Origin of the sequence: Dechloromonas sp. H13 (genome assembly GCF_009469615.1) — a bacterium.
Classification (GTDB): domain Bacteria; phylum Pseudomonadota; class Gammaproteobacteria; order Burkholderiales; family Rhodocyclaceae; genus Azonexus.
The window spans coordinates 220,675-239,263 of the sequence record NZ_SSXX01000003.1; the positions used below are offsets into that span (position 1 = coordinate 220,675).

General features: G+C 64.4%; 19 protein-coding genes and 4 tRNA genes. 11 read left to right on the forward strand and 12 right to left on the reverse strand.

From position 1 onward, the window contains the following. Positions 1-516: 516 nt before the first annotated feature. Positions 517-1,854 (forward strand): hypothetical protein, encoded by a 1,338-nt coding sequence (locus tag GH660_RS09325; protein WP_153146391.1) that lies wholly within the window; start codon positions 517-519, stop codon positions 1,852-1,854. Positions 1,855-2,020: 166 nt separating this feature from the next. On the opposite strand, the gene GH660_RS09330 is transcribed toward GH660_RS09325, so the two are convergent. From GH660_RS09330 to GH660_RS09340, 3 genes are all read right to left on the reverse strand, one after another. Further along, positions 2,021-2,314, reverse strand: a complete 294-nt coding sequence (locus GH660_RS09330) for a helix-turn-helix transcriptional regulator (RefSeq protein WP_153146392.1) — start codon at positions 2,312-2,314, stop codon at positions 2,021-2,023. A 202-nt stretch (positions 2,315-2,516) separates the two neighbouring features. Beyond that, positions 2,517-3,053, reverse strand: coding sequence for an alpha/beta hydrolase (locus GH660_RS09335; protein ID WP_153146393.1), 537 nt, complete (start codon positions 3,051-3,053; stop codon positions 2,517-2,519). A 10-nt stretch (positions 3,054-3,063) separates the two neighbouring features. Further along, positions 3,064-3,312: an FCSD flavin-binding domain-containing protein gene (locus GH660_RS09340; protein WP_228276438.1), complete on the reverse strand. Its 249-nt coding sequence runs from the start codon at positions 3,310-3,312 to the stop codon at positions 3,064-3,066. Between the two features lie 266 nt (positions 3,313-3,578). Between GH660_RS09340 and GH660_RS09345 the strand changes: the two genes are divergently transcribed. The 6 genes from GH660_RS09345 (at position 3,579) to GH660_RS09370 (ending at position 9,034) form a co-directional block, all read left to right on the forward strand. Then, complete coding sequence (locus GH660_RS09345; RefSeq protein WP_153146395.1) at positions 3,579-3,971, forward strand: hypothetical protein; 393 nt, start codon at positions 3,579-3,581, stop codon at positions 3,969-3,971. A gap of 124 nt (positions 3,972-4,095) precedes the next feature. Next, positions 4,096-5,106 (forward strand): sulfate ABC transporter substrate-binding protein, encoded by a 1,011-nt coding sequence (locus tag GH660_RS09350; protein ID WP_153146396.1) that lies wholly within the window; start codon positions 4,096-4,098, stop codon positions 5,104-5,106. A gap of 180 nt (positions 5,107-5,286) precedes the next feature. Next, positions 5,287-6,123 (forward strand): sulfate ABC transporter permease subunit CysT, encoded by an 837-nt coding sequence (gene cysT / locus GH660_RS09355; protein ID WP_153146397.1) that lies wholly within the window; start codon positions 5,287-5,289, stop codon positions 6,121-6,123. 1 nt (position 6,124) lies between these two features. After that, positions 6,125-7,024, forward strand: a complete 900-nt coding sequence (gene cysW, locus GH660_RS09360; RefSeq protein ID WP_153146398.1) for a sulfate ABC transporter permease subunit CysW — start codon at positions 6,125-6,127, stop codon at positions 7,022-7,024. Continuing rightward, positions 7,021-8,088 carry a sulfate/molybdate ABC transporter ATP-binding protein gene (locus GH660_RS09365; protein ID WP_153146399.1) on the forward strand — a complete coding sequence of 356 codons (1,068 nt, stop codon included), beginning with the start codon at positions 7,021-7,023 and terminating at the stop codon, positions 8,086-8,088. The genes cysW and GH660_RS09365 overlap by 4 nt, the downstream gene beginning before the upstream one ends. Before the next feature lie 10 nt (positions 8,089-8,098). Next, a complete protein-coding gene (locus GH660_RS09370) occupies positions 8,099-9,034 on the forward strand; it encodes a CysB family HTH-type transcriptional regulator (protein ID WP_153146400.1) in 936 nt (311 codons plus the stop codon). 59 nt (positions 9,035-9,093) lie between these two features. On the opposite strand, the gene GH660_RS09375 is transcribed toward GH660_RS09370, so the two are convergent. Continuing rightward, positions 9,094-10,035, reverse strand: coding sequence for an AraC family transcriptional regulator (locus GH660_RS09375; protein ID WP_153146401.1), 942 nt, complete (start codon positions 10,033-10,035; stop codon positions 9,094-9,096). A 176-nt stretch (positions 10,036-10,211) separates the two neighbouring features. Here GH660_RS09375 and GH660_RS09380 point away from each other — a divergent pair, with 176 nt between their 5' ends. Genes GH660_RS09380 through GH660_RS09395 form a run of 4 tightly spaced genes read left to right on the forward strand, consistent with a single transcriptional unit; the run spans position 10,212 to position 14,484 of the window. Beyond that, positions 10,212-10,670 (forward strand): (2Fe-2S)-binding protein, encoded by a 459-nt coding sequence (locus tag GH660_RS09380; RefSeq protein ID WP_153146402.1) that lies wholly within the window; start codon positions 10,212-10,214, stop codon positions 10,668-10,670. An 11-nt stretch (positions 10,671-10,681) separates the two neighbouring features. Beyond that, positions 10,682-12,919: a xanthine dehydrogenase family protein molybdopterin-binding subunit gene (locus GH660_RS09385; RefSeq protein ID WP_153146403.1), complete on the forward strand. Its 2,238-nt coding sequence runs from the start codon at positions 10,682-10,684 to the stop codon at positions 12,917-12,919. A 1-nt stretch (position 12,920) separates the two neighbouring features. Further along, on the forward strand, positions 12,921-13,913 hold the full coding sequence (locus GH660_RS09390) for an XdhC family protein (RefSeq protein WP_153146404.1): 993 nt from the start codon (positions 12,921-12,923) through the stop codon (positions 13,911-13,913). Between the two features lie 7 nt (positions 13,914-13,920). Further along, positions 13,921-14,484 (forward strand): NTP transferase domain-containing protein, encoded by a 564-nt coding sequence (locus tag GH660_RS09395; protein ID WP_153146405.1) that lies wholly within the window; start codon positions 13,921-13,923, stop codon positions 14,482-14,484. Positions 14,485-14,550: 66 nt separating this feature from the next. On the opposite strand, the gene GH660_RS09400 is transcribed toward GH660_RS09395, so the two are convergent. The 8 genes from GH660_RS09400 to GH660_RS09435 all read right to left on the reverse strand — a co-directional run bounded on the left by GH660_RS09400 (position 14,551) and on the right by GH660_RS09435 (position 18,577). Further along, entirely contained in the window at positions 14,551-15,009 is a 459-nt protein-coding gene (locus tag GH660_RS09400) for a DUF1178 family protein (RefSeq protein ID WP_153146406.1), read from the reverse strand. Between the two features lie 11 nt (positions 15,010-15,020). Beyond that, positions 15,021-15,106, reverse strand: a tRNA-Leu gene (locus GH660_RS09405). Positions 15,107-15,173: 67 nt separating this feature from the next. Then, positions 15,174-15,249, reverse strand: a tRNA-Gly gene (locus tag GH660_RS09410). Between the two features lie 7 nt (positions 15,250-15,256). Then, a tRNA-Cys gene (locus GH660_RS09415) sits at positions 15,257-15,330 on the reverse strand. Positions 15,331-15,390: 60 nt separating this feature from the next. After that, positions 15,391-15,466: transfer RNA gene (locus GH660_RS09420), tRNA-Gly, on the reverse strand. A 56-nt stretch (positions 15,467-15,522) separates the two neighbouring features. After that, the gene (pgsA, locus tag GH660_RS09425) at positions 15,523-16,101 is read right to left on the reverse strand and encodes a CDP-diacylglycerol--glycerol-3-phosphate 3-phosphatidyltransferase (RefSeq protein WP_153146407.1); all 579 of its coding nucleotides are present in this window, start codon (positions 16,099-16,101) and stop codon (positions 15,523-15,525) included. 4 nt (positions 16,102-16,105) lie between these two features. Beyond that, positions 16,106-17,917, reverse strand: a complete 1,812-nt coding sequence (gene uvrC / locus GH660_RS09430; protein WP_153146408.1) for an excinuclease ABC subunit UvrC — start codon at positions 17,915-17,917, stop codon at positions 16,106-16,108. 12 nt (positions 17,918-17,929) lie between these two features. Next, a complete protein-coding gene (locus GH660_RS09435) occupies positions 17,930-18,577 on the reverse strand; it encodes a uracil-DNA glycosylase (RefSeq protein WP_153146409.1) in 648 nt (215 codons plus the stop codon). Positions 18,578-18,589 lie beyond the last annotated feature (12 nt).

Below are 18,589 nucleotides of genomic sequence, written 5' to 3' on the forward strand. Positions count from 1 at the left end.
TCAGTCCGATGAACTCTTTTGTGCCGGGGGCATGGCGAATTTCGCCACCGTCTGCAATGCCGTCGTGATCTGCAATGATTGTGGTCACATTGGAACCACAAACGTTCTGGAGGAAGGCAAACTCGCGCCATGGGTACTCGGGATGTGGCATCCATCTGAGAGCCAGGGGAGCGGTTTGAATACAGAGGATTCGCCCCGTTGTTCATCCTGTGGTTCTAAGAATATCGAGTTGGCACTGGGGTCGACCGAGCCAGCCGGGCCGATGAGGCAGGTTGCTGAATGGTTTATAGGAGATGAGTTTGTCTACTTCTTGCCCGGACCGTATATATGCCCCAATTGCGGTGAAGCAAAGCTCATTATTCGGAAGTATAGTCTCTACGATTGAACGCATCGTCGACGCGGTTCCGGGCGCATGTGCAACCCCATGGCAAGTTGAATAATTTACGCAGAACCTTGGACGTCGTGCGGCGCTGCCCGCTCCAGAAACCCGACATTGATCCTAGTGGCCAAATTGATATGGAATACGCACTGAGCCAGAAGGACGGAGTTGAGCACCGCGCAGTGGCCGTCACTTACGACAAGGCAAAAGCACTTAACTTGATCTGTCCTGTTTGCGGCGGAAAGGTATTCAAACGGGTTCGCCATACGCCTGAGGAGAATCACTGTTTCGTCCATCACAAGGGAAGCTCTCTAGATTGTGAGCTTTACCATGCCGGCACAGTCACCCTGACTAGAGCGGCTTTTGACTCGATGGCGCGTGGTCAAGATTTCCAACTGTTCATCAAGCAGGTTGAACACAGCATTGAAGGCCTACTCACGAAAACACGTATCGTGACCAGTGTTGATCACACTGTATTGGAGCAACTGAGAAGAACCATTGCTTCAAGAAATTTTGAGATGGATGATGAGTCCTTTGAGCACGTCGAAGAGTGTGCCATTGCCCATCTCGGAGAAGCCGGGTTAATCCAAAACGTAAGGGTGAGCCGTATTCTGGATGCCAAGCTTCGCTTCTATCGTCATCCGCAAGCGCGATTTATTGACAAGAGCATTACTAGTTGGACGCTGTACGCAATTGAGACCATGCATCCGCAGGCCAACCTGGATAAGCTTGCAGATGTAATGACGTTGAACACTGTTGATCTTGAGAAAACCGCTGGATTGATCTTTGCAGGTCTAGCAGCAAGAGATGCCAGGGTTGGGTTAAGTTGGTTTTCGTGGGATTTTGACAAGCTCCTAAGTGCCCAAGCACGAGGGGTTCCCAAGTCGATTCTCAATCCCAAGAGTGCGCGTTCCAAGTCAGAGAGCCATGGGCAGTCACATGAAGACGCCACGATTACCAATAAAAAGCTAGGCAACATACGCCCTGAGGCATTCGCACAAAGCAATACTCCACCTAATCCAGTTGACGAACGATTTGAATCCCGCAAACAAAGGCTTATCGAGGCCGGATACAAATTTCAACCCTTTGGATTGGGCATCATTGATGTAGCTATTGCACCAGATGGTGCGCATACAAAAATATACTCGAGACTTGACCTTGACAGACTTCTTAATACAGCAGCGATAGAGAAACGAGCAGACGTTCTATCAAGGAAGGATGGGGACGGGGCATCCAATCATTTGCAGCCGGCGACCTCACAATCAATGCAAGCTCTTGCATCTTCTAGACCCGAACTAGTCTCCCTGCCAAGCGACCCTGAAAAAGAAAAATTGCTTCGCGATTTTCAAGATCGCGGATGGAGTGTTAGCCATGATGGATTTAAATGGGCTATTTGGAAAAACGGAGTAGGTTCGGTCTCCGCATATACCGCTGACGAAATAAGAAGGTTTTGGTATTCAAATAGAAAGAATTGATTCGCCGTCGTATTGATTCGCCCTAATTCTCATAGACACTTTGCGACCGCTCCCCTCGGATACCTGCCGCTGAACCCTTGACGTCGCGACGGGCCGCTGAGGGTCGATCTGAGCCGGTCAGGTCGGATGCGATTCGTTGGTCAGCGGAATGCTTTTCCGTATCCGGTCACGGACAGTAGATCTGCCGCAGCAGTTCGATGGCGGGAACCATCCTGCGGTTGGCCAGCGCGTAGAGGACGCGGTTGGCGTCCTTCCTGGCCGTCAGCAGCCGGCGGTTGGCGAGCAGCGACAGGTGGTGCGAGATGTTCGGCTGCGAGGTGCCGAGCGCCTGGCAGATGTCGCCGACCGACAGTTCGCCGTCGGCCAGCAGGCACAGCATGCCCAGGCGCAGCGGATGGGCGACGGACTTCAGTCCCCTGGCGATCGATTCGGTCTCGGTGTCGGCGATGGTTGCGGGCATGGGGTTGGCGATGGACGGTTCGGAGCTGCAGGTGCCGCCGGGGCAGCCTGCTGCGGTCGACGCCCGAAAATGGGCAAAATTGCAGAGGGCGATGGCACGCGACAGCGGTGATCCGCACAGTCTACGGCTTGCCGGCGACCTGGCAAAAGAACGGATATTCAGTTGCTTATATGAAATTCATCTAATGCCGCGCCGGACAGCGTCAGGCGGTGTCGGCGGCCGGCAGCCTGCCGGTGCGCAGCTGCTCGAAGAATTGCAGCCCCTGCGGCCAGGGGCCGTGGCCGGAGTCGACGTTGATGTGTCCCGCCGCGCCGATATTGACGAAGCTGCTGCCCCAGTGCTCGGCCCATTGCGCGGCGACGCCGCTTTTCATCCACGGGTCGTTGGCGCTGGCGACGACGAGGCTCGGGAAGGGCAGCTTCCGGGCCAGCGGCGCCACCGGCTCGCCGAAGCGCGCCGGGTCGGCCGGGGCGACGAGGAGGGCGCCGCGTATCCGCGTGCCGCGCGTCAGCCCGGCGCTGGCCGTCGCCAGGCAGCCGAAGCTGTGGGCGACCAGCCAGGGCGGCTTAGCACAGGCGTCGATGGCGGCGCCGACGCGGGCGGCCCACGCGTCCAGGCGGGGCCGCTCCCAGTCGGCCTGCTCGACGCGGCGGGTTTCCGGGAGCAGGGCCTCGAACCAGCTCTGCCAGTGCGCCGGGCCGCTGTTGCGCAGGCCGGGAACGATGAGCACCTTGGTCATGGCCTTGCGCTCAGGGCAGGGTGTCGGACCGGAGGTTCCCGGCCCGGGCCTGCGTAAACAGGCCTTCCTCGACCGACGGACCCGGCGACACACCGCTCGCTCCAGCACCGAGCAGCGGCACTTTCTTCTCGGCGTCGTAGCGGTGCACCGCGGCGACATGGATGCCGCGGCGGTCGTCGATCAGCGAGTAGCAGGTGTTGGCCATGTGGCCGGGCTCGGGCATCAGCGGCGCCGACAGCGTGGGCAGGATGGATCTCATGGGTATTTCCTGTCTATGGGGGGCCAGGATCGAACTCATTCCCAGCCGGGAGCGGTTGCAAACGCTTCGACTGTGCGGCAGGGGCGGCGCGCGGCCAACGAAAATATTTGCATAAGCAAAGAACGACGACGCGCGCCAAGCGCCCGGGGAAAGGGCAGCTTTCAGGCATATCGATATCAGCAAATTGTCGTTCGGGAGCGCCGGCCGCGGTTTTATGCTTCGCGCCTGTTTCCTTGCATGGCCAACCGGCGCCCGAAATATTCCCTATGGTCGATGACTTGTGTGCCTGTCCGGACGACCCGCCCGGCGCCCCGCAGCGGGTGCCGCCGGCGACGCTCGATGCCGGCGCCCTGCGCCGCCTGCCGACGCTGCAGCGCAACGCGCTGCGCAAGATCTTCGACCGCCCGGAGTTCACGCCGGCCGAGGTGGCGGCGCTGGGGTATCGCCGCCTGCAGCAGGCCGAAGGCATCGGCCAGAAGGGCCTGCAGGTGATCGCCGCCTGGCTGCAGGGCTGCGGCTGCGAGTTGAAGCCGCCGGAGGCGGCGGCCGGCGTATCGGTCAGGCAGAAAGGGAGCCGCCGCAACATCGAGCAGGCTGTCCGCCTGCTGCGCACCCACGGCTACCTGATCCGCCTCGCCGGCGATGATCCCGGCACCTGAGCCGCTTATCAGCGCCCGGCACAAGCTATTTGCCGATCGGCGTATAAGCAAATGAAGAATGATTCGTTCTGGCGCCGTTTCGTTGTTTTTAGACTCCGCTCCACCTCAACGCAACGGAGTCACCATGAAACTCAAATCCCTCGTCGCCGGCCTGATCGCCGCTTCGCTTGTCGCCGGCAATGCGCTGGCGGCGGATGTTTCCCTGCTCAACGTGTCCTACGACCCGACGCGCGAGCTCTACCAGGACTACAACGCGGCGTTCGCCAAATACTGGAAGGGCAAGGCCGGCGACAACGTGACGATCAACCAGTCGCACGGCGGCTCCGGCAAGCAGGCGCGCTCGGTGATCGATGGCATCGAGGCCGACGTCGTGACGCTGGCGCTGGCCTACGACATCGACGCCATCGCCGACAAGGGCATCCTGCCGCAGGAGTGGCAGAAGCGCCTGCCGCAGAACGCTTCGCCCTACACCTCGTCCATCGTCTTCCTGGTGCGCAAGGGCAACCCGAAGGGTATCAAGGACTGGAACGACCTGGTCAAGCCGGGCGTTTCGATCATCACGCCCAACCCCAAGACCTCCGGCGGCGCCCGCTGGAACTACCTGGCGGCCTGGGCCTACGCGCTCAAGCAGCCGGGCGGCAACGAGGCCAAGGCGAAGGAGTTCGTCGGCCAGGTTTTCGGCAACGTCAAGGTGCTCGATTCCGGGGCGCGCGGCTCGACCACCACCTTCGTCGAGCGCGGCATTGGCGATGTCCTGCTGGCCTGGGAAAACGAGGCGCACCTGGCGGTCAAGGAGCTCGGACCCGACAAGTTCGAGATCGTCACGCCGTCGCTGTCCATCCTCGCCGAGCCGCCGGTTTCCGTGGTCGACAAGATCGTCGATAAGCGCGGCACGCGCAACGTGGCGCAGGCTTACCTCGAATATCTTTATTCGGGCGAGGGCCAGGAAATCGCTGCCAAGCACTATTACCGCCCGCGCGATGCCAAGGTGGCGGCCAAGTACGGCAAGCAGTTCGCCAAGGTCAATCTGGTGACCATCGACGAAGTCTTCGGTGGCTGGCGCAATGCCCAGAAGGTGCACTTCTCGGATGGCGGCGTCTTCGACCAGATCTACGCCCCGGGCGCCAAGCGCTGATTCGGAATTGAAGCGGGAAGGGCGGGCGGCCGGCATGGCGCCCGCCCTTCTTTATTCAAAATATGAATTTACATTTTTGAATTAAGTATTTCTGCTTATAAATAGCGCCCCCTACACTGCAGTCATCGATGCTGCATTGCAACAGCGGTGCGCACAAGAAAATCCATCGGGAGCTTGTTCATGGGAAAACTGAAACGTTTCAGTCCGCTGCCGGGCTTCGGCCTGACCCTGGGCTACACGTTGTTCTATCTGCTGCTGATCGTCCTCATTCCGCTCGCCGCCGTCGCCGGCAAGACCTTCGGCATGGGCTGGGAGGCGTTCTGGGCTGCGATCAGCAACCCGCGCGTCGTCGCCTCCTACCAGCTCAGTTTCGGCGCCTCGCTGCTGGCTGCTGCGGTCAACGTCGTTTTCGGGCTGATTTTCGCCTGGGTGCTGGTGCGCTACCGCTTCCCCGGCAAGGGGCTGGTCGACGCCCTGGTCGATCTGCCGTTCGCCCTGCCGACGGCGGTGGCGGGCATCGCCCTGGCCACCATCTATGCCCCGAACGGGCCAATCGGCAGCCTGCTGGCGCCGTTCGGCATCGAGATCGCCTACACGCCCAACGGCGTGCTGCTGGCGCTCGTCTTCATCGGCCTGCCTTTCGTCGTGCGTACCGTGCAGCCGGTCCTCGCCGATCTCGAAAAGGAGGTCGAGGAAGCCGCCGCCGGGCTCGGCGCCTCGCGCTGGCATACCTTCCTGAAAATCATCCTGCCGCACGTGACGCCGGCGCTGCTGACCGGTTTCGCGATGGCCTTCGCACGGGCGGTCGGCGAATACGGCTCGGTCATCTTCATCGCCGGCAACGTGCCGATGGTTTCCGAAATCACCCCGCTGATGATCATCACCAAGCTCGAACAGTACGACTACCAGGGTGCCACCGCCATCGCGTCGGTGATGCTGGTCATTTCCTTCGTCCTGCTGCTGGTCATCAACGGCCTGCAGGGCTGGATGCAGAACCGCTACACCAAGGGAGCCTGAGATGAGCGCCAGCATCGCATTGCAACCGGGCGCCCTCGAGCGCTACGAGACGCCCAGTACCTGCGAACCGGCGTGGGTCAGGGTGGTCCTGATCACCATTGCTTTGACCTTCTTCGCCGTCTTCCTGCTGCTGCCGCTCGGCACGGTCTTTGCCGAAGCGCTGCGCAAGGGCTGGGGAACCTACCTCGCCTCGCTGTCGTCGCCCGACGCCTGGGCAGCGATCCGGCTGACGCTGCTGACGGCGGCCATCGCGGTACCGCTCAACCTGGTGTTCGGCGTTGCCGCCGCGTGGGCCATCGCCAAGTTCGAGTTCCCCGGCAAGCGCCTGCTGATCACCCTGATCGACCTGCCGTTTTCGGTGTCGCCGGTCATTTCCGGCCTCATCTACGTCCTGATGTTCGGCGCCCAGGGCTGGTTCGGGCCGTGGCTCGCCGAGCACGATATCCGCATCATCTTCGCCGTGCCGGGCATCGTGCTGGCGACCATTTTCGTCACCTTTCCCTTCGTCGCGCGTGAACTGATTCCGCTGATGGAGGCGCAGGGCGCGGAAGAGGAGGAGGCCGCCGTCGTCCTCGGTGCCTCCGGCTGGCAGGTCTTCTGGCATACCACGCTGCCAAACATCAAATGGGGCCTGCTGTACGGGGTGATCCTCTGCAACGCCCGCGCCATGGGTGAGTTTGGTGCCGTGTCGGTGGTTTCCGGGCACATTCGCGGCAAGACCAACACCATGCCGCTGCACGTCGAGATCCTCTACAACGAATACAACTACGCGGCCGCCTTCGCCGTCGCCTCGCTACTTGCCCTGCTGGCCATCGTCACCCTCGGCCTGAAGACCCTGGTCGAACGGCAGACCCGCCGCCAGCGGCAGGAATCCATCAAAGCTTCGGAGATCGAATCATGAGCATCGCCATCCGCAACGTCAGCAAGAAGTTCGGCGCCTTCAAGGCCCTCGACGACGTGTCGATCGACATCCCGTCCGGCCAGCTGGTCGCCCTGCTCGGACCCTCCGGCTGCGGCAAGACCACGCTGCTGCGCATCATCGCCGGTCTCGAGTACGCCGACCGCGGGCAGATCCTGCTCGAAGGCGACGACGCTTCCGACCGCCATGTGCGCGAGCGCCAGGTCGGCTTCGTCTTCCAGCACTACGCGCTGTTCCGCCACATGACCGTCTTCGACAACGTGGCTTTCGGGCTGCGTGTCCGGCCGCGCCGACATCGCCCGAGCGAAGCCGAGATTCGCAAGCGCGTCAGCCGCCTGCTCGACCTCGTCCAGCTCGGCTGGCTGGCCGACCGCTACCCGTCGCAACTTTCCGGCGGCCAGCGCCAGCGCATCGCGCTGGCCCGGGCGCTGGCCGTCGAACCCAAGGTCCTGCTGCTCGACGAGCCGTTCGGCGCCCTCGACGCCAAGGTGCGCAAGGAGTTGCGCCGCTGGCTGCGCCAGTTGCACGACGAGATCCACGTGACCAGCGTGTTCGTGACCCACGACCAGGAGGAGGCGCTGGAAGTCTCCGACAGCGTGGTCCTGATGAACAAGGGCAGGGTGGAGCAGACCGGTTCGCCGGACGCGGTTTACGATCACCCGGCGACGCCCTTCGTCGCCAGTTTCCTCGGTTCGGTCAACCTCTTCCACGGCCGTGTCGAGGACGGCCACCTGCACGTCGGCGAACACGCGCTGGCGCTCGGCGATGGCCATGCGCCGGCCGAGCAGGCTGTCGGCTTCGTCCGGCCGCACGAATTCGACCTGCTGCCGGCAGCTGCCAATGCCGGCGGCCTGCCGGCCAGGATCGCCCGGGTGATCGCCATCGGCCCGATGGCCCAGGTCGAGCTGACGCGCGTGGACGGCGAACTGATCGAGGTCTCGGTTTCCCGCGCCATTTTCGACACCCTCGGCCTGCGCGAAGGCGACCACGTTTCGCTGCGGCCGCGCGCCATCCGGGTGTTCCACAACGACCGCCTGGCGGCCTGAGGAAGCGACCATGAATTTCCAGCAACTGCGCATCGTGCGCGAAACCGTGCGCCAGGACTTCAACCTGACAGAAGTGGCGAACGCCCTGTACACCTCGCAGCCGGGCGTCAGCAAGCACATCAAGGATCTCGAGGACGAACTCGGCATCGAGATTTTCGTGCGGCGCGGCAAGCGCCTGCTCGGCCTCACCGAACCGGGCAAGGAACTGGCCCAGGTCGTCGAGCGCATCCTGCTCGACACCCACAACCTGCGCCGCATCGCCGACCAGTTCGCCAGCCGCGAAACCGGGCATTTCGTCATCGCCACCACGCATACCCAGGCGCGCTATGCGCTGCCGGCGATCATCAAGTGGTTCAAGAGCGATTACCCGAAGGTGCACCTGACCCTGCTGCAGGGCAGCCCGAGCGAAATTGCCGATCTGGTGGTGTCCGGGCAGGCTGATGTCGGGATCGCCACCGAAAGCGTCGACCGGGTCCCGGAGCTGGCCTCCTTCCCGTTCTATTCGTGGCACCACGCCATCATCGTGCCGCACGGCCATCCGCTACTGGCGGCCGGCGAGATCTCGCTGGAAACGCTCAGCGAATACCCGATCATCACCTATCACGAAGGTTTCACCGGGCGGGCGCACGTCGACAAGGCCTTCGCCGATGCTGGCATCGTTCCCGACATCGTGCTCTCGGCGATCGACGCCGACGTCATCAAGACCTACGTCGGCCTCGGTCTCGGTGTCGGGGTGGTGGCCTCGGTCGCCTACGATCCGGAGCAGGATCGCAACCTGGCGCTGATCCCGGTGCCGTCGCTCTTTCCCGCCAACACGACGCGCCTGGCGGTGCGCCGCGGCACCTACCTGCGCAGCTATGCGCACGCCTTCATCGAGAAGGTCTGCCCCGATGTCGGCGAGGAGGCGATCAAGGCGGCGATCAAGTCGCAGAACGGGAGCGACTGAGGGCAGGGCGGTCGCACATTTCGCACTGTCGCCGTCCTGCGCCGAACGGGCGGTACGGCCTAGCCGCCGTTCCGCCGCAGATCGGCGACGTCGCTCGCCGGCGGCCGGCCGAACTGGCGCCGGTATTCGCGGCTGAACTGCGAGGCGCTTTCGTAGCCGACGCGGTGCGCGGCGGTGGCGGCATCGCGATCCTCGACCAGCATCAGCCGGCGCGCTTCCTGCAGGCGCAGTTGCTTCTGGTACTGCACCGGGGTCATCGCCGTCAGGGCCTTGAAGTGGTGGTGCAGCGAGGAGCGGCTCATGTTGGCGAGGTCGGCCAGGTGATCGATGTTCGTCGCCTGGTCGAGGTTGCTGCGCAGCCAGTCGATGGCCCGCGCGATCTGCTGGCTGTGACTGCCGGCGATCACCGCCTGGCGTAGACGCGCCCCGAGCGGGCCGGTGAGCAGGCGGTAGAGCAGCTCCTTTTCGATGATCGGCGCCAGCACCGGGATGTCGCCCAGCGCGTCGAGCAGCCGGGCGAGGCGCAGCGCGGCGTTCTGGATGTCGACCGAGAGTTCGCCGATGGCGATGCCGCGGTCGACCGTCAAGATGGCACGTTTTTGCGGCAGCGCCGCGGTGAGTTCGGCGAGCTTGAGCGGGTCGAGGGCGAGTGCGAAGCCGAGGTAGGGCTCGTTGGCCGAGGCGCAGGTGATGCACGAGGACATCGGCAGGTCGACCGACGAGATCATGTAGTGACGAGCGTCGTATTCAAGGACGTCGTCGCCGACCTGCAGGCGCTTGGCACCCTGGGCCATGATCGCGAACACCGAGGGAACGACGGTACAGGTCGGCGCCGCCGTGGTCGAACCGCGGAACAGGGCGAGGCCGGGGATGGCGGTCTCGCTCGGTCCGTCCGTCCGGCAATGGCGGCCGATGATCGCTGCCAGTTCGGCGCGCTGGCGGGCCAGCGTTGCGGCGACGGAATCATTTTCCCGGAGGCGGGTCAGAACGGCGTTATCCATGGCCGCAAGCGTAGCGTTTTTGCTTGCCGGGGACGAGAGGCAGGGGCCGATTTCCGGAGGATCAGGCAACAAGTTCGTATTTTTGGGTTATCGGCCGCGCTTCCGTCGCGCGCACACTGCTCGCATTCTGCGGCGCCTTCCGGCGTTGCTGTCCCAACCCTGAACAGGAGACAGAGATGATCCGACTTAACGTGAACGGCAAGGCGGTGACGCTCGATGTCGAGCCGGATACCCCGCTGCTGTGGGCCTTGCGCGATACGCTGCAGCTTACCGGCACCAAGTACGGCTGCGGCCAGGCGCTGTGCGGCGCATGCACAGTGCATCTTAACGGCACGCCGGTGCGCTCGTGCTCGCTGCCGGTATCGGCGGCGGTCGGGCAGAAGATCACGACGATCGAGGCGGTCGATGCCGGAAAAGTAGGCAAGGCGGTGCAGGAGGCCTGGCGCCGGCTTGACGTGGTGCAGTGCGGCTACTGCCAGTCCGGCCAGATCATGAGCGCGGTGGCGCTGCTGAGCGCGAACCGCAAGCCGACCGACGAGGACATCGACAACGCGATGGCCGGCAACCTGTGCCGCTGCGCGACCTACGTGCGCATCCGCGCGGCGATCCATGAAGCCGCCAAGGCGCTGGCGTGAGGAGGGCGACGATGAACACGAATCCTGGAATCACCAACCTGAGCGTTGAACAGGGCGCCGATCTCGGTCGCCGCCGTTTCCTGCAGGCCGGCGCCGGCCTGACGCTGGGCTTCTGCCTGCCTGCCATCGCCGCCGAAAAGCTGCCGGCCGCGGGGCCGGGCAAGGCCGGCGAAGGCCTTGCCGCCGCGGTCAACTTCGAGCCGAACGCCTTTTTGCGCATCGGCGCCGACAACAGCGTGACGGTAATCTCGAAACACTTCGAGATGGGGCAGGGCACCTACACCGGGCTCGCCACCATCCTGGCCGAGGAGCTCGACGCCGACTGGAAACAGGTGCGCGTCGAAGGCGCGCCGGCCGACGCGAAGCGCTACAACAACCTGTTCTGGGGCCCGGCGCAGGGCACCGGCGGCAGTACCGCGATGGCCAATTCCTGGGAGCAGCTGCGCAAGGCGGGCGGCGCCGGGCGGGCGATGCTGGTGGCGGCGGCCGCACGCAAATGGCAGGTCGGCGAGGCCGAGATCGTTGTCCGCGACGGGGTGGTCGGCCACCCGGCGAGCGGCCGCAAGGCGACCTTCGGCGAGCTGGCGGCAGAGGCCGCGAAGTCGCCGGTGCCGGCCGAGGTGAAGCTGAAGGACCCGAAGGATTTCCGCCTGATCGGCAAGCAGGCTAGGCGCAAGGATTCGGCGGCGAAGACCAACGGCAGCGCGAAGTTTACGCAGGACGTTTTCCTGCCCGGCATGCTGGTTGCCGTCGTCGCCCACCCGCCGCTGTTCGGCGCCAGGGTGAAATCCTTCGATGCCGGCAAGGCGAAGGCGGTGAAGGGCGTCGTCGATGTCGTGCAGATCCCGCAGGGCGTCGCCGTGCTGGCGAAGGATACCTGGAGCGCGAAGAAGGGCCGTGACGCGCTGACGGTGTCGTGGGACGAGAGCGCCGCGTTCCGGCTCGGCAGCGCCGAGATTCTCGCGCGCTATAAGGAACTGGCGAAAACGCCGGGGCTGGTCGCCAAACAGGTTGGCGACAGCGACAAGGCCTTCGCCGGCGCAGCGAAGGTGGTGCGTGCCGCCTACGACTTCCCGTATCTGGCGCATGCCGCGATGGAACCGCTGAACTGTGTCATCCGCCTCGCCGCCAACGGCTGCGAGGTGTGGAACGGCGAGCAACTGCACACTGGCGACCAGCACGCGCTGGCGCAGCTGTTCGGGCTGCAGCCGGAGCAGGTGAAGATCAATATGCTCTACGCCGGCGGCAGCTTCGGCCGTCGCGCCAACAAGGATTCGGACTACGTGCTGGAGGCGGGACAGATCGTCAAGGCGATCGGCGGCCGCGCCCCGGTGAAGCTGGTCTGGCTGCGCGAGGATGACATGCGCGGCGGCTACTACCGGCCGCTCTTCCACCACGCGCTGGAAGCGGCGATCGACCAGGACGGCAAGCTCGCCGGCTGGCGGCACCGGCTGGTCGGGCAGTCGATCCTGATCGGTTCGCCGTTCGAGTCGGCTTTGGTCAAGGACGGCATCGACGCGGTTTCGGTCGAGGGCGCCGCCAACCTGCCTTATGCCATCCCCGCGCTGACCGTGGATCTGCATACGCCGCGCGACATCGGCGTGCCGGTGCTGTGGTGGCGCTCGGTCGGCTCCTCGCATACCGCGTTCTCGACGGAGGCTTTCTTCGACGAGGTGGCGGCGGCGATGGGCAAGGACCCGGTCGCGCTGCGCAAGGAACTGCTCGCGGCCCATCCACGCCACGCCGGCGTACTCGAACTGGCAGCGGCGAAAGCCGGCTGGGGCACGCCGTTGCCAGCCAGATCCGGCGAGCGGCGCGGGCGCGGCATCGCGGTGCACGAGTCGTTCGGCTCCTACGTCGCGCAGGTCGCCGAAGTCACGGTGAAAAAGGACGGCTCGTTCCGCGTCGACCGCATCGTCAGCGCGGTCGACTGCGGGACGGCGATCAATCCGGACAACATCCGCTCACAGGTCGAGGGTGGCATCGGCTTCGCGCTCAGTTCTCTCGCGGAGGAGATCACCCTGCAAGGCGGTCGCGTGGAGCAGGGCAATTTCGACGGCTTCCCGCTGCTGCGCCTGCCCGACATGCCGAAGGTGGAAGTGCATATCGTTGCCTCCGCCGCGGCGCCGACTGGCATCGGCGAGCCAGGCGTGCCGCCGGTGGCCCCGGCGGTGGCCAACGCGCTGGCGGCAGCGACCGGCAAGCGCCTGTATCGGCTGCCTTTCGACACGCGCGAGCTGGCCGCCTGACATGGACAGCCTCGACCAACAAGTGCTCGCCGCCGCCCGCCGCTGGGCGACTGAAGGTCATCGTTTCGCGCTGGTCACCGTCGCCCGCACCTGGGGATCGGCACCGCGCCCGCCCGGGGCATGGATGATCCTGCGCGACGACGGGCAGGTGCAGGGCTCGGTTTCTGGCGGCTGTATCGAGGACGATCTGATCCGCCGCGCGCAGGGTGGCGAGTTCACCGCCGGCGGCCCGCGCGTGCTGCGCTATGGTGTCACCGCCGACGAGGCGCACCGTTTTGGCTTGCCCTGCGGCGGCACGCTGGAACTGGTGCTCGAACCGGCGCCCGACACCGGCCTGCTGGAGGAGCTTGCTGCACGCATCGAAAGCGGGCAACTGGCGCAACGGCGGCTCTCCCTTCCTAATGGCAGAGTTACTGTCGAGGGCGCCAGCACTGGTGATGCGCCGCAGTGGGACGGCGAAACGCTGGTGACGCTGCACGGCCCGGCCTGGCGGCTGCTGATCATCGGCGCCGGCCAGATTTCGCGCTACCTGGCGCCGATGGCGCAGGCGCTCGGCTACCGTGTCTTCGTCTGCGACCCTCGGGATGAATATGCTGACGGCTGGGAGGTACCAGGTACCGAGCGCGTCCTGACGATGCCGGACGACGCGGTGAACGAACTTGCGCTCGATCCGCGCAGCGCAGTCGTCGCGCTGACGCATGACCCGAAGCTCGACGATCTCGCATTGCTCGAAGCGCTGAAGTCGCCGGCGTTCTACGTCGGCGCGCTCGGCTCGCGCGCCAACAACGCCAAACGCCGCGAGCGGCTGCGCCTGTACTTCGACCTGACACAGGCTGAAATCGACCGCCTGCACGGCCCGGTCGGCCTGCCGATCGGCAGCCGGACCCCACCGGAGATCGCCGTTGCCATCCTGGCCGAGATGACGGCCGTGAAGAATGGCGTGCTTGGGCGCAATGCGGCGGTGACCCATGCGCCGGGCTGTGCGGTGAGGTGAGCGCCGGGTGAGGGAAGTTACCGGACTTTTGCTTGCTGCCGGCCGCAGCCGCCGCTTCGGCAGCGACAAGCGCTGGCACCGGCTGGCCGACGGTACGCCGATGGTGCTTCAGGCGGCACGGCGGCTGGCAGCGGCGTGCCCGCGCATGGTGGTTGTCGTGCGCCCGGAGGACGAAGAACTCGTAGCGCTGCTGTCGACTGAAGGATTGCGCTGTGTGGCCTGTGTGCAGGCCGCGGCGGGCATGGGGCATAGTCTTGCTGCAGGCGTCGCGGCGACGGCAGATGGAGCAGCAGGCGGCTGGCTGGTTGCGCTCGCCGACATGCCGTTCATCGCGCCGGCGAGCTATACGGCGGTGCTCAGTGCGCTGGCTCAGGGCGCATGCATCGCGCGCCCAACGTTCGAGGGGCAGATGGGACATCCGGTCGGATTCGCCGCCGATTACCGGGCGGCATTGCTGGCGCTGCGCGGCGACGAGGGTGGCAAGGCAATCATTTCAGGTGATCCGGCCGCCTTGGTGACGTGCGCGGTAAACGATCCTGGCGTGCTGAATGACGTCGACCAGCCGGGTTGATCGTGTAGTACCGTTAGTGCGCATAATTTGTATTATGTAAAATAATATCAACCACAGGAAAATGGATCAGTTCAGATCCTCTTCCCTGATGTTCGGCAGATGCATGACGGGAATCCCCTCGTCGGCAAGAGAGTCGAGATCCTGCGCCGTGGCATTTCCCCGTATCGCGCGACTTGGCGCTTGGTTGTAATGGATTTTTCGCGCCTCGACAGCGAATGCGTTGCCGACGTCTTCGCTGTGTTCGATCATCACCCTGACCAACTGCCGATAAGCAGCCATGATCTGCGTTCCGGCTGGCATCGCTGCCATGCTGCCGGTTTTGGACGCGCTTGGAGCCGGCCCTGCCGGTTCGGGGGCGTTGTGCCCTGCTATCGCTACTGCGGACGGCACGCGACGAACCTGATGGCTGTCACACTGCGGACAACTGACGAGATGGCGACTGGTCTGGGCGTCGAAATCGGCGGCGCTGTGGAACCACCCCTCGAATTGATGCTCATTGTCGCAGCGAAGATCGTAAATGATCATGGGCTTACCGTTGGTGCCCGGGACGGGGGTCGAACCCGTACAGCCAGAGGCCGAGAGATTTTAAGTCTCTTGTGTCTACCAATTTCACCACCCGGGCCATGCGTCGATTATATCGGTGCCCCGATACGAAAAAGGGAAAGCGATCATCGCTTTCCCTTTTGATTTGGAGCGGCAGAAGAGTCTCGAACTCTCGACCTCAACCTTGGCAAGGTTGCGCTCTACCAACTGAGCTACTGCCGCAAATTCCTGGAGGCGCGAGCCGGAGTCGAACCGACCTACACGGATTTGCAATCCGGTGCATAACCGCTTTGCTATCGCGCCCTGCCGAAAATCGTTGCTTGTACAACTAAAAAGGGAAAGCTGTGCTTTCCCCCGGAAAACTGGAGCGGCAGAAGAGTCTCGAACTCTCGACCTCAACCTTGGCAAGGTTGCGCTCTACCAACTGAGCTACTGCCGCGCTGAAACAGAGCGCGCATTATAGGCGCTGCAAGGGATATGTCAACATTGGGTACATCATTTTTCATGACTGCGGGCTGCGATTTCCGGCCATGCCATCCGCAGGTAGTACCCCATGGACCACAGGGTCAGCAGCGCCGCGATCCAGATCAGCCAGTTGCCCAGCTGCTGCGAGTCGTATCCGAGCAATTCGGCATGAAAGAGCAGCAGCGGGATTGCCGTCATCTGGGCTGCAGTCTTGATCTTGCCGAGCAGGGACACGGCGACGCTCTTGGTCGCCCCGATCCTGGCCATCCACTCGCGCAGGGCCGAAATGGTGATTTCCCGCCCGATGATGATCGCGGCGACGATCGCGTCGGTGCGACCGAGCTGGACGAGAACGATGAGCGCTGCGGCGACCATCAGCTTGTCGGCGACCGGGTCCAGGAAGGCGCCAAAAGCCGAGGTCTGGTTCAGCTTGCGGGCCAGGTAGCCGTCGGCCCAGTCGGTAAGCGCGGCGGCGATGAAGATCGCCGTTGCCGCCAGGTCGCGTTCATGTGCAGTTGCCCAGTCGGCGGGCAGGTAGTACAGCGCGACCAGCAGCGGAATGGCGACGATACGTAACCAGGTCAGCAGGATGGGCAGATTGAAAGGCATCGACTCAATGTAGGGCTGCGTAAATCTTTTCGGCCTGCTCCCGGCTTATTCCGGGCACTTCGGCCAGTTGGTCCGGCGTTGCTGCAAGAACGCCGGCCAGACCGCCGAAGCGCGCGACCAGCGCCTTGCGGCGGGCCGGACCGATGCCCGGGAGATCCTCGAGCCGTGAGGTCTTGCGCGCCTTGCCGCGGCGGGCACGGTGGCCGGTAATGGCAAAGCGGTGCGCTTCGTCGCGAATCTCCTGGATAAGGTGCAAAGCCGAGTGTTCCGGCGGCAATTGTAGCGGCTCGCGCCCGTCCGGGAAAATCAGCGTTTCCAGGCCGGGCTTGCGTTCTTCGCCCTTGGCGACGCCGACCATCGCGAGTTCTCCCAATCCAAGGTCGGCAAGTGCCGCGTAGGCGGCACTCACCTGCCCCTTGCCGCCGTCGATCAGGATCAGGTCGGGGGCAATGCCCTCGCCGGTGGCGACGCGGTCGTAGCGCCGGGTCACGGCCTGCCGCATGGCGGCGTAGTCGTCGCCGGGAGTGATGTCGCGGATATTGAAGCGGCGGTAGTCCGATTTCTTCATGCCGTTTCCGTGGTAGACCACGCACGATGCCACGGCCGCCTCGCCCTGCGTATGGCTGATGTCGAAACACTCGATGCGCTGTAAGGATTCGGGAAACGCCAGCACCTGCTGCAGGGCCTGCAGGCGCTGTTCCTGTTGCGCCGACGCCTGGTTTCTCGCGAGGATCGCCAGGCGGCCGTTTTGCAAGGCCATTTCCGCCCAGGCCCGATGCAGGACCGAGCGCGCCTCGATCACCGGGACCGGCCGGCCCGCCATCTCGGCCAGCAGGGCGCCGAGGTCGCTCCCCTCCTCTTCCTCGGGCAGCGGCGAGGCGATCAGGCGGGCCGGTGCCGGGTGCGCCGCGTAATGCTGGCGGATGAACGCGGCCACCGCTTCGGCGGCGGAGGATTCCCCGGCATTGACCGGAAACCGCGGGCGGTCCCCGAGGTGGCGGCCGCCCCTGACCATCGCCAGGTTGACGCAGAGCTGCCCCGCCTCGCGCAGGCCGACGACGATGTCGATGTCTTCGCCCTTGCTGCTTGAAACGTACTGCTTTTCCTGGACCTGGCGCAGGGACTGGATCTGGTCTCGGTAGACCGCCGCTTGCTCGAAAGCGAGGCGCTGCGACGCGGCCTCCATCGCATCGCTCAGGCGCTTCGTGACCTCCTGCTGCCGGCCGAGCAGGAACATCGAGGCCAGCTGAACGTCGGCGGCGTAGTCGTCCGCCGCGATGTGCCCGACGCACGGACCGCTGCAGCGCTTGATCTGATAGAGCAGACAGGGACGCGAGCGGTTGGCGAACACCGTGTCCTCGCAGGTGCGCAGGCGGAACATCTTTTGCAACAGGTGAATGCTGTCGCGTACCGCCCACGACGACGGATAGGGGCCGAAATAGTCCGCCTTGCGGTCCGGGTTGCCGCGAAAGAAGCCGAGCCGCGGGAATTCGTCCCGCGTGAGGACGATGTAGGGATAGGACTTGTCGTCGCGGAACAGGATGTTGTAGCGCGGCGACAGCGATTTGATCAGGTTGTTTTCCAGCAGCAGCGCTTCTGCCTCGGTGCGCGTCGATGTCGTCTCGATCGCCTCGATCTGGCTCACCATGTGCGCTATGCGCGGGCTTGCCAGGTTGTCGCGGAAGTAGGAGGCGACCCGCTTCTTGAGATTCTTGGCCTTGCCGACGTAGAGCACGGCACCGCCGGCCCCCAGCATCCTGTAGACGCCGGGCAGTTCGGTCAGCGAGGCGAGGAATGACTTGGCGTCGAAACTCATTGCTTCGCGGATTTACTCCAGGCGGGCTCGCACGCCGGCGAAGACGGCCTCGAAGCTCTCCCGCGACAATCGCCCGGTGCGCCAGTTGTAGCCACTGCAATGGTAGCTGTCGACCAGCAGGCGCCCGTCCGGAAGGGCGTGGCTGGCATTGTGGCCGAAGGCGTAATGCCGGGGCTTGAGATCGTAGCTCCACAGCAGTGCCTGGTGGGCGATGGCGCCGAGCGCGACGATGACCTTCAGGCGAGGCATGGCTGCCAGTTCCGCACGTAGATGGCCGTTGCACTGGCGGATCTCGGCGGTGGTCGGCTTGTTGGCTGGCGGCAGGCAACGCACTGCATTGGTGATGCGGCAGTTGCTCAGGTGCATGGCCGGGTTGGCCAGGCCGTCCGGCCCGAGCGGCTCGGCGGCGCTGGCGAAGCCGAAGCGATGCAGGGCCGGATAGAGCAGTTCGCCGGCGACGTCGCCGGTGAACGGACGGCCGGTGCGATTGGCGCCCTTCTCTCCCGGGCCGAGGCCGACCACCAGCAGTTCGGCGCCGAGCGGGCCGAAGGCGGGCACGGGCAGCGCGTGCCAGTGCGGGTCGCGCCGACGAATGGCGGCGAGGTGCCCGGCCAGGCGCGGGCAGGCGATGCAGTCTTGCGGGTCGTGGAATGAAGGCATGGCGGCGATGTT